At 71.1% G+C, this 13,218-nt stretch carries 12 protein-coding genes and 1 pseudogene; 6 read left to right on the forward strand and 7 right to left on the reverse strand.

Annotated features, from left to right (window positions below; all coding sequences use genetic code 11):
- The 4 genes from IQ216_RS05600 to IQ216_RS05615 form a co-directional block, all read left to right on the forward strand.
- The coding region (locus IQ216_RS05600; RefSeq protein WP_228007179.1) for a J domain-containing protein at nt 1-518 on the forward strand (518 nt) is incomplete at its 5' end.
- A 73-nt stretch (nt 519-591) separates the two neighbouring features.
- Nucleotides 592-1,593 (forward strand): porphobilinogen synthase, encoded by a 1,002-nt coding sequence (gene hemB / locus IQ216_RS05605; RefSeq protein ID WP_193814689.1) that lies wholly within the window; start codon nt 592-594, stop codon nt 1,591-1,593.
- Nucleotides 1,594-1,677: 84 nt separating this feature from the next.
- On the forward strand, nt 1,678-2,160 hold the full coding sequence (locus IQ216_RS05610; RefSeq protein WP_193814690.1) for a VOC family protein: 483 nt from the start codon (nt 1,678-1,680) through the stop codon (nt 2,158-2,160).
- Nucleotides 2,157-4,583 carry an endonuclease MutS2 gene (locus IQ216_RS05615; RefSeq protein ID WP_370566622.1) on the forward strand — a complete coding sequence of 809 codons (2,427 nt, stop codon included), beginning with the start codon at nt 2,157-2,159 and terminating at the stop codon, nt 4,581-4,583. Before IQ216_RS05610 ends, IQ216_RS05615 begins: the two co-directional genes overlap by 4 nt.
- Nucleotides 4,584-4,596: 13 nt before the next feature.
- On the opposite strand, the gene IQ216_RS05620 is transcribed toward IQ216_RS05615, so the two are convergent.
- Complete coding sequence (locus IQ216_RS05620; RefSeq protein WP_193814696.1) at nt 4,597-5,811, reverse strand: ABC transporter ATP-binding protein; 1,215 nt, start codon at nt 5,809-5,811, stop codon at nt 4,597-4,599.
- Between the two features lie 48 nt (nt 5,812-5,859).
- Here IQ216_RS05620 and obgE point away from each other — a divergent pair.
- Nucleotides 5,860-6,870: pseudogene (gene obgE, locus IQ216_RS05625) on the forward strand (GTPase ObgE); the annotation flags it as partial.
- A 122-nt stretch (nt 6,871-6,992) separates the two neighbouring features.
- On the opposite strand, the gene IQ216_RS05630 reads toward obgE, so the two are convergent.
- The 4 genes from IQ216_RS05630 to IQ216_RS05645 form a co-directional block, all read right to left on the reverse strand.
- Complete coding sequence (locus IQ216_RS05630) at nt 6,993-7,211, reverse strand: Calvin cycle protein CP12 (protein ID WP_186700128.1); 219 nt, start codon at nt 7,209-7,211, stop codon at nt 6,993-6,995.
- A gap of 116 nt (nt 7,212-7,327) precedes the next feature.
- Nucleotides 7,328-9,322: an ABC-F family ATP-binding cassette domain-containing protein gene (locus IQ216_RS05635; protein ID WP_193814692.1), complete on the reverse strand. Its 1,995-nt coding sequence runs from the start codon at nt 9,320-9,322 to the stop codon at nt 7,328-7,330.
- A 1-nt stretch (nt 9,323) separates the two neighbouring features.
- Nucleotides 9,324-9,992 (reverse strand): DUF2301 domain-containing membrane protein, encoded by a 669-nt coding sequence (locus tag IQ216_RS05640; protein WP_193814693.1) that lies wholly within the window; start codon nt 9,990-9,992, stop codon nt 9,324-9,326.
- A complete protein-coding gene (locus IQ216_RS05645) occupies nt 9,989-10,963 on the reverse strand; it encodes a glutathione S-transferase C-terminal domain-containing protein (RefSeq protein ID WP_193814694.1) in 975 nt (324 codons plus the stop codon). Before IQ216_RS05645 ends, IQ216_RS05640 begins: the two co-directional genes overlap by 4 nt.
- Nucleotides 10,964-11,027: 64 nt before the next feature.
- Here IQ216_RS05645 and IQ216_RS05650 point away from each other — a divergent pair, with 64 nt between their 5' ends.
- Nucleotides 11,028-11,978, forward strand: a complete 951-nt coding sequence (locus IQ216_RS05650) for an aspartoacylase (protein WP_370566623.1) — start codon at nt 11,028-11,030, stop codon at nt 11,976-11,978.
- A 26-nt stretch (nt 11,979-12,004) separates the two neighbouring features.
- On the opposite strand, the gene IQ216_RS05655 is transcribed toward IQ216_RS05650, so the two are convergent.
- Together IQ216_RS05655 and IQ216_RS05660 are read right to left on the reverse strand one after the other, a co-directional pair.
- Nucleotides 12,005-12,514 (reverse strand): hypothetical protein, encoded by a 510-nt coding sequence (locus IQ216_RS05655; RefSeq protein WP_228007180.1) that lies wholly within the window; start codon nt 12,512-12,514, stop codon nt 12,005-12,007.
- Between the two features lie 122 nt (nt 12,515-12,636).
- Nucleotides 12,637-12,993 (reverse strand): hypothetical protein, encoded by a 357-nt coding sequence (locus tag IQ216_RS05660; protein WP_186698655.1) that lies wholly within the window; start codon nt 12,991-12,993, stop codon nt 12,637-12,639.
- Between the last annotated feature and the right edge of the window lie 225 nt (nt 12,994-13,218).

A 13,218-nucleotide genomic window follows, 5' to 3' on the forward strand; every position in this document is an offset into this window, starting at 1 on the left:
ATCTCGCGCTGGGCATGTCAGATGCCTTCCGGGGCTGTGAGCGCACCCTGGCGGTGAACGATGAGCGGGTGCAGGTGCGCATCCCGGCCGGCGTCCGCCAGGGCAGCCGCCTGCGGCTCAAGGGCAAGGGCAACCTGCAGCCCGGCACCGGCCGTCGCGGCGACCTCTACCTCAACCTCCAGATCCAGAGCCACCCGGTGTGGAAGCTCGATGGCGACCAGTTGCGCTCCGAACTGCCCCTCAGCCTCGATGAACTGGCCCTCGGCGGTGAGGTAAGGGTGGCCACCCCCGATGGCGAGGCCTCCGTGCAGGTGCCGCCGGGCATGACCCTGGGCCGCAGCCTGCGGCTCAAGGGCAAGGGCTGGCCCCTCAAGGACGGTCGCGGCGACCTGCTGCTCACCCCCGTGCTGCGCCTGCCCGAGACCCTCAGCGAGGAGGAGCGGCAGCTGCTGCAGCAGCTGCGCAGCGCCCGCAGTGCCGACCCGCGGGCCGGCTGGATGGAGGCGGCCAGGCTCTGAGGGCGCTCAGCCGATTCTGCGCTGGAGCGGCGACCTGCCCCTCCCTAGGATCCGCCTCAGCACATCTGGTTCCATGGAGCTCAGCTACCGCCCCCGCCGACTGCGCCGCACGCCGGCCCTGCGGGCGATGGTGCGGGAGCACCAGCTCAGCGCTGCTGACTTCATCTACCCGCTGTTCGTGCATGAGGGAGCCACGAACGAGCCGATCGGCGCCATGCCCGGCTGCCAGCGCTGGAGCCTGGAGGGGCTGGTGGAGGAGGTGGGCCGCGCCTGGCAGCTGGGCATCCGCTGCGTGGTGCTCTTCCCCAAGGTGGCCGATGGCCTCAAGAGTGAAGACGGCGCCGAGTGCTTCAACGAGCACGGCCTGATTCCCCGCGCCATCCGCCGTCTCAAGGAGGTGCACCCGGAGATGGCGATCATGACCGACGTGGCCCTCGATCCCTACTCCTGCGACGGCCATGACGGCATCGTCAGCCCCGAGGGCGTGGTGCTCAACGACGACACCGTGGAGATCCTCTGCCGCCAGGCCGTGGCCCAGGCCCGCGCCGGTGCCGATCTGATCGGCCCCAGCGACATGATGGACGGCCGTGTCAGCGCCATCCGCGAGGCCCTCGATGAGGAGGGCTTCGAGCATGTGGGCATCATCAGCTACACGGCCAAGTACGCCTCCGCCTACTACGGCCCCTTCCGCGAAGCCCTCGATTCCGCCCCCCGGGCGGCCCCGGGCAAGCCGATCCCCAAGGACAAGAGCACCTATCAGATGGATCCGGCCAATGGCCGCGAGGCGATCCTGGAGGCCCAGCTCGATGAGGGTGAGGGGGCCGACATCCTGATGGTGAAGCCTGGGCTGGCCTATCTCGACATCATCCACCGGCTGCGCGCCGAGAGTGAGCAGCCGATCGCCGCCTACAACGTGAGCGGCGAATACGCCATGGTGAAGGCCGCCGCTGAGCGGGGCTGGATCGACGAGCGGGCCGTGGTGCTCGAAACCCTGCTCTGCTTCAAGCGGGCCGGAGCCGATCTGATCCTCACCTACCACGCCTGCGACGCCGCGGCCTGGCTGCGCCAGGCCTGAGGCCGCCACGCCGGGCCATCCGCTCTCGAGAGAATGGCGTCCACGTTCTCCGTTCCCACTCCGCATCCCACGGAATGTGTTGCCATGGCCGGCTCCGATCGAGCGCCCCYCCCCTCCGAGCGTTCCCCGGCGGCTGCCCCCAGGGATCCAGGCGGCGCTGCCGCTTCCCACCGCCTCGGCCATGTGGCCCTGAGGGTGCAGGACATGGAGCGGGCCACGGCCTTCTACGTGGKCCTCGGCCTGCGGCTCACCTGGCAGGCCGAGGACTGGGCCTACCTGCAATGGCCCGGCAGCGGCGAGGGCATCGCCCTGCTCAGCCCCACCTACACGGCTGCCGGTCCCCACATGGCGCTCCACTTCCGCGATCGCGCTGAGGTGGATGCCGTGCATGGCGCCCTCAGCGCCGCCGGCCACGCCTGCGGTCCGGTGCATGACCACCGCGACGGCACGGCCAGCTTCTACCTGCGCGATCCCGAGGGCAACTGGCTCGAGATGCTCTACGAACCCCCCGGCGGCATCCCCAGCAATGTGGCCGGCCAGGCGCCCATTCCGCCCCCATTGCCGTGAACGGCAGAGGGCCTGAGCTGCTGAGCGGCATTGAGCAGGAGGCGCTTGAGCTGCTGGAGTGGCCGCGGCTGGCCGAGCAGCTGGCGGGGTTCGCCAGCACCGTGGCCGGTCGCAACCACTGCCTGGAATTGCCCCTGGCGGCCAGCCTGCCGGAAAGCCGCGCCCTGCTGGCCGAAACCACGGAGCTGCTTGGCCTCGACGGCCTGCTGGAGGGGGGCCTCAGCTTTGAGGGCGTGGCTGACATCGCCTCCCTGGTGCTCCTCTGCGCCAAGGGCGGCTGCGCGGCGGGCGAACCGTTGCTGCAGCTGGCGGCCACCCTGGCGGCGGCCCGTCGCCTGCGCCGCCAGCTCGACGACCCCCAGCTGCGGCCGGTGTGCGCGGCGCTGGTGGCCGAGCTGCGCACCCTGCCGGAGCTGGAGCAGCGGCTGCGGTTCTGCCTCGATGAGGGTGGCCGGGTTGCCGATCGCGCCAGCCCCGAGCTGTCGGGGCTGCGCCGCCAGCTGCAGGCGGTGCGCAGCGATCGCCGTGATCGCCTCTCTGAGCTGCTGCGCCGCTACGCGCCCCTGCTGCAGGACACGGTGGCGGCGGAGCGGGCCGGCCGGCCCGTGCTGGCCGTGAAGGCCGGGGCCGCGGCCCGGGTGCCGGGGCTGGTGCACGACAGCTCCGCCTCCGGCAGCACGGTGTTTGTGGAACCCCAGGCGGTGATTGGTCTGGGCAACAGGCTCAGGGAGCTGGAGGGGCAGGAGCGGGAGCTGGAGCAGGCCGTGCTCAGGGACCTCAGTGGCCTGGTGGGCCAGGAGGCCGAGGCGCTGGCACAGCTGCAGCAGGTGCTGCGCCGCCTCGATGCCGGCCTGGCCAGGGCCCGCTACGGCGCCTGGCTCGGGGCCGTGCGGCCCGAACTGGAGGCCGACCCCCTGGCGCCCTTCTCCCTGGTAGACCTGCGCCACCCGCTGCTGCTCTGGCAACAGCGGCGCCAGGGAGGCCACCCGGTGGTGCCCGTGACCCTCGCCGTGGCGCCGGAGCTGCGGGTGGTGGCGATCACCGGCCCCAACACCGGCGGCAAGACCGTGACCCTCAAGAGCCTGGGGCTGGCCGTGCTGATGGCCCGCGCCGGCCTGTTCCTGTCCTGCTCGGGCACGCCGCGGCTGCCCTGGTGCGGCCAGGTGCTGGCCGACATCGGCGATGAGCAGTCGCTGCAGCAGAACCTCTCCACCTTCAGCGGCCACATCCGGCGCATCGCCAGGATCCTGGCCGCTCTCAGCAGTTCCGCCCCTGGCGCCTCGCTGGTGTTGCTCGATGAGGTGGGCGCCGGCACCGATCCGGTGGAGGGCTCAGCCCTGGCCGCCGCCCTGCTGCGCCACCTGGCCGAGCGGGCCCGGCTCACCCTGGCCACCACCCACTTCGGTGAGCTCAAGGCGCTCAAGTACGCCGATGCCCGCTTCGAGAACGCCTCGGTGGCCTTCGACGTGGAGACCCTCTCGCCCACCTACCGCCTGCAGTGGGGCATTCCCGGTCGCAGCAATGCCCTCGCCATTGCCCGACGCCTCGGCCTCAACGAGGCCGTGCTGGAGGAGGCCCAGACCCAGCTCGGCTCCCTGGGCGAGGGGGAGGTGAACCAGGTGATCGTGGGCCTGGAGAGCCAGCGCCAGCGGCAGCAGGAGGCGGCTGAGGAGGCGGCCGCCCTGCTGGCCCGCACCGAGCTGCTGCACGAGGAGCTGCTGCTGCGCTGGCAGCAGCAGCAGCAGCAGAGCGCCGAGCTGCAGGACCAGCGCCGCCGCGGCCTGGAGCGCTCGATTCGCCAGGGACAGCAGGAAGTGCGCCGCATCATCCGCCGGCTGCGCCAGGGGGGGGAGGCCAGCCGCCCGCTCGGCGAGACGGCCCGCCAGGCCGGCCAGCGGCTGCGGCAGCTGGAGCTGGAGCACCGGCCAGAGCCTGAGCGCCGCAACCATGGCGGCTGGATGCCGGGGGTGGGAGAGCGGGTGCGGGTGCTTTCGCTGGGCAAGGCCGGCGAGGTGCTGGCCCTGAGCGAGGCTGGCCGCGAGCTCAGCGTGCGCTGTGGCGTGATGCGCCTCAACGTGCCCCTGGAGGGCATCGAAGGCCTCAACGGCGAGAAGCCCTCGCCACCGCCGCCCCCCGAGGTGCAGGTGCGGGCCCGCTCGGGCCTCGGCGGCCGGGGCGCCGACGTACGCAGCGAGCGCAACACCGTGGACGTGCGCGGGCTGCGGGTGCATGAGGCGGAAGCCGCCGTGGAGGAGCAGCTGCGCCGGGCCAACGGGCCGGTGTGGGTGATCCACGGCATCGGCACCGGCAAGCTCAAGCGCGGCCTGCGCGAGTGGCTGCGGGGCGTGGCCTACGTGGAGCGGGTGGACGATGCGGCCCAGGGCGACGGCGGCCCCGGCTGCAGCGTGATCCATCTGCGCTAGAGAGCCGCCGGGGCTAGAGATCCGGCAGGCTCAGGGCCGGCTGGCTCTCCGGCGCCAGGGCGTTGCCGGCGGCGTCGAACAGGCGCCAGCCCGCCGGCTCCGGATCGAGGTGGATGGTGTGGCCCGCGGCCAGGCGCTCCTCCGGCGCTACCCGCACCTGCAACAGATGGTCGCCGGCCTCCAGCCGGCAGCTCAGCAGTTGCTCATTGCCCAGGGCCTCCACGTGCTGCACCTCCGCCGCCAGGTTGCGGTTCGTGGCCGGGGCCAGCCGCAGGTGCTCCGGCCGCAGCCCGGCGGTGAGCTCCTGGCCAGCCTTGGCAGCCAGCACCTCGGCCATGGGGCCCTCCACCGGCAGCTTGCGGCCCCCCAGCTGCAGCTGCCCGGCCGCCAAGGCCATGACCGGCAGCAGATTCATCGGCGGGCTGCCGATGAACTGGGCCACGAACAGGTTGGCGGGCCATTGGTAGAGCTCCAGCGGCGTGCCCAGCTGCTGCAGTCTGCCGCCATTGAGCACGGCGATGCGGTGGCCCATCGTCATCGCCTCCACCTGGTCGTGGGTCACGTAGAGGGTGGTGGTGCCCAGCGAGCGCTGCAGCTCCACGATCTGGGCGCGGGTGCCGGCGCGCAACTTGGCATCGAGGTTGCTGAGCGGTTCATCCATCAGGAACACGGCTGGCTGGCGCGCGATCGCCCGCCCCAGGGCCACCCGTTGCTTCTGCCCCCCGGAGAGTTCCTTGGGCAGGCGCTGCAGCAGCGGATCGAGTTCGAGGCTGCCGGCCACCTGGCGCACCCGGGCGGCGATCCGTTCCTCCCGGGGCGAGCGGACGCGCAGGGGGCGGGGCAGATGCTGGCTGGCCAGGTGCAGCCTGTCCTGCAGCTGCTGGATGGCGGTGCGGGGCCGGCTGCGCCGCAGCCCGAAGCTCAGGTTGCCGGCCACCGTCAGATGGGGATAGAGGGCATAGCTCTGGAACACCATGGCCACATCGCGCTGGGCCGGCCGCAGCCCCGTCACGTCGCGCTCCCCCACTGAGATCGTGCCGGAAGTGGGCTGCTCCAGCCCGGCCAGCAGGCGCAGCAGGGTGCTCTTGCCGCAGCCGGAAGGGCCCACCAGCACCAGGAATTCGCCGTCGTGCACGTGCAGCTCCAGCTGCCGCAGCACCTCCACCGGCGCTCCGCCCCGGCGGGGAGGATAGATCTTGCCGACGCCGTGGAACCGAMCCTCCGCCAAACCTGCTCCCACGTGGCCCGCTTTCAGCTGGAATCCTAGGTTTGGGCCATGCAGTTCATCGATCAGGCCCGAATCGCCGTCAAGGCCGGCCGCGGTGGCGATGGCATCGTGGCCTTCCGACGGGAAAAATACGTTCCAGCCGGCGGCCCCTCCGGTGGCGATGGCGGCCGCGGCGGCGATGTGCTGCTGCAGGCCGACGCCAACCTCCAGACCCTGCTGGACTTCCGCTACCGGCGCCTGTTCCAGGCCATCGATGGCCGCCGCGGCGGGCCCAACCGCCGCAGCGGTGCCGGCGGCGATGTGCTGCGCATCAAGGTGCCCTGTGGCACCGAGGTGCGCGACTCCCGCACCGGCATCCTGTTCGGCGATCTGACGGCCCCGGGCGATGAGCTGCTGGTGGCCCTGGGCGGCCGCGGTGGCCTGGGCAATGCCCACTATCTCAGCAACCGCAACCGGGCGCCGGAGAAGTTCACCGAGGGCAAGGAGGGCGAGGAGTGGCTGCTGCAGCTCGAACTCAAGCTGCTGGCCGAGGTGGGGATCATCGGCCTGCCCAATGCCGGCAAGAGCACCCTGATCTCGGTGCTCTCAGCCGCCCGGCCGAAGGTCGCCGACTACCCCTTCACCACCCTCGTGCCCAACCTGGGGGTGGTGCGTCGCCCCAGTGGCGATGGCACCGTGTTTGCCGACATCCCGGGCCTGATCGCCGGGGCCGCCCAGGGCGCCGGACTCGGCCACGACTTCCTGCGGCACATCGAGCGCACGCGGCTGCTGGTGCATCTAGTCGACGCCGCCTCAGCCTCGGTGCTCGAGGACCTCAAGGTGGTGGAAAGCGAGCTGAAGGCCTATGGCCACGGGCTCAGCGAGCGGCCTCGGCTGGTGGCGCTCAACAAGATTGAGCTGCTGGATCCGGAGATCCTGGCAGGCCTGAAGGAGGAGGTCTGCGAGCACTGCCGCCCAGATGGCACCACCTTCAAGGCTGGAATTCAGGAAGTACTCGCCCTCTCCGGCGCCACATCCCAACACCTGGACCAGCTGCTGGCTGTGGTGTGGCGAGAACTCGACGCCGCCGCTGCCGTCCGTAGGGACGAAGAGGCAGCCGTTGAGGCTCTGGGGGCAGTGAAGGGGCCAGAGGCTCTGGCCCTGGCGGCTCCACCTTCAGCACGGTCTGAGTCCTGAGGGGCTCAGTCGTCGTAGACCCGGCACTCGGGGGCTTCGGGGTTCAGCTCGCAGTACACCTCGAGCGGTGAGGGATCGTGGCTGTCTTCGGGGTGGTGGGCCTTGTACTCCTGGAGCCCCTTGAGCTCATCCTCCAGATGGCGGGCCTTGCCGAGGTTGCCGGCAGCTTTCGCCGCTTCCATCTCGGTCTCGTCCTTCTGGATGTGCTCGTCGATGTTGTTCATGCAGTTGCCGGCCGGGTCGGTCCGAAGCGCATTGACGCCCACCTTACGGGCCATGCAAGCCCGGATGCCTGCTGATCGTGGCTCTGTGGTGGGCCGCTGATGGAGCCCTGGCGCCGTCAGCCGGCCAGCTCGCTGAGCTCGAGCCAGCGCTCCTCGGCCCTGGCGATGCGCCCGCTCAGCTCCGAGAGCTCCTGGGTCAGGGCCTCCAGGGCGGCGTAGTCGCTGCTCGCTTCGGCCATCCGCCGCTGCAGCACCCGGCAGTGCTCCTCCCACACGGGGAGATCGTGATCGATCTGGCTCAGCTCGCGGCTTTCCCGGAAGCTGCGCCGTCGCTTCTGCTCTGGGATGGCGCTGGTTGTGGTCTGGAGGGCCTTGGGCTCGGGCGCAGCGGTGCGGGGGGCGTCCTGTGCTGGTGGGCCGACCAGCGAGGCCTCCGGCTTCGTCCGCGAGCTATCCCGGACCCTGCTGCGCCGTTGCTGCTGCTGCTCCAGGTAGGCGCTGTAGTTGCCCTCGAATCGCTCCAGCACGCCGTCATGGAAGGCGAACAGCCGGTCCACGCTGCGATCGAGGAAGTACCGGTCGTGGGACACCACCACCACGCAGCCGCGGAAGTCCTCGAGGAAGTCTTCCAGCACCGTGAGGGTCTGGACGTCCAGATCGTTGGTGGGCTCATCCAGCAGCAGCACATTCGGGGCCTCGATCAGCAGCCGGCAGAGGTGCAGCCGCCGCCGCTCGCCGCCCGAGAGCCTGCTCACCGGCTGGTGCTGCTGGGCCGGGGGGAACAGGAAGCGCTCCAGCAGCTGGGAGGCGCTGATCGGGCTGCCCTCCAGCTCCACGCTGCTGGCCGCCTCGGTCACCACGTCGATCACCTTGCGCTCGCGGCCGGCCGCATCGCGCTCCTCCCCCAGCACGTCGCTGTGCTGGTCGAAATAGGCCAGCTTCACGGTGGAGCCCAGCTCCAGGCGGCCCTCCTGCACCGGACGCCGCCCGGCGATCAGGTCCAGCAGGGTGGATTTGCCCGAGCCGTTGGGGCCGATGATCCCCACCCGGTCTTCCGGGCTGAAGTCGTAGCTGAACTCCCGCAGCAGGGGGGGCTCGCCCCGCTGGCGGCAGGCCTCGTTGGCCCAGGCGCTCAGGGCCTCCGCCTCGATCGCCCGCTTGCCCAGCCGGCGCTGGTTGCTGGCCAGGCTCAGCTGGCCGCGGCTCTGGCGGCGTGGCGCCTCCTGCATCGCCTCGATCCGCTGGATGCGGGCTTTCTGCTTGGTGCTGCGGGCCTGGGGACCGCGCCGCAGCCACTCCAGCTCCCGCCGCAGCACCCCCTTGAACTTGGCTTCGCTGGATGCGGCTGAGGCCTCGTCCTCGGCCTTGCGGGCCAGGTAGGTGGCGTAGTTGCCGCCGTAGCTCCTGGCCTCGCCGCGGTCCACCTCCACGATCCGATCGGCCACCTGGTCGAGCACGTAGCGGTCGTGGGTGATCAGCACCAGGGCCCCGGGGAAGCGCCCCAGGTAGCCCTGAAGCCACTGGATGCAGTCGGCATCGAGGTGGTTGGTGGGCTCATCCAGCAGCAACACATCGGGTTCGGCCACCAGGGCGGAGGCCAGGGCGAGGCGCTTGCGGAACCCCCCCGAGAGCTCCCCCACCCGGCGCCCCACGCCGTCGACGCCGAGACGATCCAGCACCTCCCGCACCTGCTGCTCGAGGCCCCAGGCCTGGCTCTGGTCCATGCGGCTGTTCAGCTCGCCCAGCTCCGCCAGCAGGGCCGTGGCCTCATCGCCCCGGGCGTGGGCCAGAGCATCGCTCACCGCCGTGTAACGGCGCAGCAGGGCCAGTTTTTCGCCACTGCCCTCGAACACCTGGTCGAGCACGGTGCGCTCCGGATCGAGCACCGGGTCCTGGCTCACCAGCACGACGCGGGCCTGGGGCAGGGTGCGGCGCTGCCCGGCGCCGGGGGGCTCCTCGCCGGCCAGCAGCTTCAGCAGGGTGCTCTTGCCGGCGCCGTTGGGTCCGATCAGACCCAGGCGCTCGCGCTCGCCGATGTGCAGGGTGAGCTGCTCGAACAGAGTGCGGATGCCGAAGTCCTTGCGGACGTCCACCAGGCTGATCAGGCTCACGTCAGGCTCCGGCGCCCTGGCGGCGATCCTGCAGCGCGGCGAAGACGCTCTTGTCGCCTACATCCGCCGCGGCGGGCATGGGGAACTTGCGCAGGCAGAGCACCAGCAGCAGCGCCGCCTCGACGGCCAGCAGGCTGCCGCTGGCCGTCGGCGATAGCAGGCCGCTGAGCTGGCCGAGCAGGGCCAGGGGCAACAGCAGGGTCACGCCGATCGCCTCGGGCCGCTGGAAACAGAAGAACTCCTTGAAGCCGATCCCCGCCAGGGCCGCGAAGAAGGGCCCAACGGCCCAGATCCAGCGACCGTCGGCCTGCAGGGCCGCGGCCATCGCCCCAGGGCCGGCCTGGACCCCCAGGGCCAGGAAGCCCAGGCAGCCCAGCAGCCAGAAGGCCCGCAGGGCCTGATGCAGGGGTTTCAGATAGATGTGGATCCAGCGCAAGGCCAGCCCCAGGCCCGCTGCCATCGGCAGCAGCCAGGGCCAGAGCCAGCCATCCCCCAGCCAGCGCCACTGGGCCAGCAGGGCGATCTGAGCCAGGGCCACCAGCAGCAGGCTGAGCCGGTAGCCGAGCACCTCGCGGCGGTCCTCGGCCGTGATCGTGAACGGGCCATAGACGCCCTGGAACACCGGCTCCGCTGCGGAAGGCCCGGTGGGATCAATGGCTGAGTCCGTCATGGCGCCCCAGGTGCGGGTGGATCTCCCACCAGTGTGGCCAGGGGCGGGCCGGCCGGGACGATCCCCGAGGGATGCAGCGGAAACAGGGCTCCGAAGTAGTCCTGTCGCCAGGCGTCCGGCCAGCAGGTGTCCGCCACCCCGGGCAGGGCGTGGAAGCGCGAGCGCCAGCGCCACAGCGCCGGCAGCTGGTTCAGGGGCAGCCGGCTCACCCCGAACAGGGGGGCGTACACCAGCTCCAGCCGGATCAGGGTGGGGAACAGCTGCACATCGGCCAGGCTGGGCTGGGTACCGCTCAGCCAGGGGCTGGTGGCCTCGTTGTCGCCGAGCTGTTGCTCGGCCTCGGTGAGGGTGGCGAACAGGGCGGCTTCGGCGCGGTCGTAGGCCTGTTGGTTGCGGGCAAAGCCGCAGCGGTAGACGCCGTCGTTCACAGCGTGCTGGAGCCGCTGCCGCCAGGCCTGGCTCAGGGGCTGCTGGGCTGGAGGGTCGAGGTCGCAGTCAACTGGGGAGGGCCAGCGGTTGAGCAGTTCGATCAGCCGGGCGCTCTCGCCCACCAGCACCTCGCCCCGCCGCGGCGATACCAGCACCGGCACCGTCGCCCGCACCCCGGCCGGGGCCCCGCACAGGCGGTAGAGCTCCTGCAGGCTGTCGCAGCCCAGGAACGGCTGCCGGAAGCGCCAGCGGCCCGCCTCCGGATCGGGCTCCGCCACCTGCAGGCTGATGCTGCCGCCGAGCTGGCGCAGGCTCCACACCAGCCAGGCCCGGTGCGCCCAGGGGCAGCTTCTGCCCACGATCAGCACATGGGCGCCGGGTTCAGCGGCGTCCGGCGGCGGCGGGGGTGGGGAGGTGAACACCCCCTCAGGGCGGCGGTAGTTGCCGGCCGCATCGGCGGGCGCCAGGCCCCCCATCAGCTGCCGCCACTGCCACTGCCAGGCGCAGCGGGCGCTGCGCACCAGGATCGGTGCTGGTGCCATCGGCCTGCCCTCACTGCTGCTTCGACTCTGCGCCAGGCTGGGGCCAGACGCCAGGGAGAGGCCCGTGCAGGAGCGTTCAGGTCAGGCCGCCGGCGTGCTGGTGGTGGCGGGCACCCATGGCAATGAGCGCAATGCCCCCTGGCTGCTGGAGCACTGGCAGCAGCGCCCCGAAACCCTCGCCTCCGCAGGACTTCCCCTGCACTTGGTGCTCGGCAACCCCGCCGCCTACGCCTGCAACCGCCGCTATCTGGAGCGCGACCTGAACCGCTGCTTCCGTGAGGCCTTGCTGCAGGACCCCGCCGAGCAGGGCCTCGACGTGCGCCGCGCCCGCGAGCTGATCGCCAGCCATGGTCCCAAGGGCAGCGAGCCCTGTGGGGCGGTGATCGATCTGCACAGCACCACCAGCGCCATGGGCAACTGCCTGGTGGTCTACGGCCGGCGCCCCGCCGATCTGGCCCTGGCCGCCGGCATCCAGGGCCGTCTGGGCCTGCCCATCTACCTGCATGAGGGTGATGCCAGTCAGACGGGCTTTCTGCTGGAGCAGTGGCCCTGTGGGGTGGTGATCGAGGTGGGCCCCGTGCCCCAGGGGGTGCTCCAGGCCCGGATCTGCCGGCAGACCCAGCTGGGCCTGGAGGCGGCCCTGGCGGTGCTGGCGGCCGCCCGGGCCGGCACGCTGCGGCTGCCCCCCGTATTGGTGGTGCACTCCCATCTGGGCAGCCTCGATGTGCCCCGTCGCGCCGATGGGTCGCCCCGGGCCTGCATTCACCCGGCGCTGCAGTCGCGCGACTGGGTGCCGCTGCACGACGGCGATCCCCTCTTCCTCGATGCCGATGGCACAGTGCTGCGCTTTGAGGCCGAGCAGAGCGGCGAGCCGCCGGTGGCGGTGTTCATCAATGAGGCCGCCTATGGCGAGAAGGGCATTGCCCTGAGCCTCACCCGGCGGCAGCTCTGGAGTGTCGAGGAGTCCTGGGGGCAGGCCCTGGCGCAGGTGGCCGCCGGACTGGGTTTGAGCTGAGCCGCGGCCGCCGCTGAGCCAGAGAATCAGAATGCAGGATTGCCGGCATCAGGAGCGGCCGCCTCAGGCGTGGGGGCAGGCTCTGGCCTGGGAAAGCCGTTGTAGAGGATCTGCACCACGCTGCGGCCGTCGGGGGAGATCACCAGCTCGGTTTCCACCGTGGCAGGAAGTTGCAGCTGCTCCCAGCCAGGGCTGCCCCCCAGGAAGCGGAAGGTGAATCCCGCCTCGGAGCGATCCACCAAGCAGGCGTTGTTGCTGACCCCCTGGAACATGCACACCGCTGGGCGGTAGGAGCTCAGGCCGCCGTTGAGTTTGGCGGCGGTGCCCCGGGCCAGGTTGATGCCCCGCTGCAGGCCCGCCGCCTCGCCCATGATCTGCTCGATCCGTTGCAGGGTCTGGCCCGTGAGGCTTCCTGGTGATGGCTCCTGGGCCCGGCCGAGGGGGGCCTCCAGCACGCTGACGGCCAGCACGAGGCCTGAGCTGAGCAGGCAGCGGGTGACCAGCCGCCCCGCGCGCTTCAGCAGCGGGCCGGTCATGGCCTGGGTGGCCCGACAGGACCTCTGGAGATGGCAGGTGATGGAGCGCCCCATGGAGGAAGGCCTGCGGCTCTTGGAATCACCAGAGGCTGGAGCCTTCGCCGCTCCTGCGGAAGCCTCGATCAGCCACAAACGAGGGTGGCCTGCTCCTCGGTGCAGGGCAGATCGCTCTTGGTGCCGTCGGCCCAGTAGATGCGCAGGCGGTCGTCACTGGTGCCGCTCCTGTAGGTGAGCGACTTCACCGGTCCGGCCGGGGGCTTGCCGCTGCTGTCGGCTGCTCCCCTGGGCGTCACCGCATTGAGCTTCTGCTCCAGCTGCTGGATCTTGAGGTCCTGCTGCTCGAGGCGCTGCTGCAGTTGTTGCAGCTCGGCGGAGGGCTTCTTCTCACAGGCGCCCAAGGCGAAGGCCGCCGCCAGCGTCAGCGCCAGGGCCAGCGGCAGGCGGACCTGAAAGCGGGCCGGGTGGGCTGGCATGGCCATGCCTTGATCGCAGGAGGGTGTCGCAGACATAGCGGAGAGGCCATCGCTGGGGGCCGATTGCTTCCCACCGCGACACTCCTCTTCACAAACCTGGACATCCCTCTTCACAAACCCCGCAACGTTCTGTTACGTTAGTCAGCGACGGGGTTCCGTCCCGCGGCCGACTCTGCTTCTGGGCTCTGACCTGAAGTGCTTCTGCCGTCCTACTTACCTGCTCTTTCGAGC

The sequence above is a fragment of the Cyanobium sp. LEGE 06143 genome (genome assembly GCF_015207535.1).
Lineage (GTDB): Bacteria > Cyanobacteriota > Cyanobacteriia > PCC-6307 > Cyanobiaceae > NIES-981.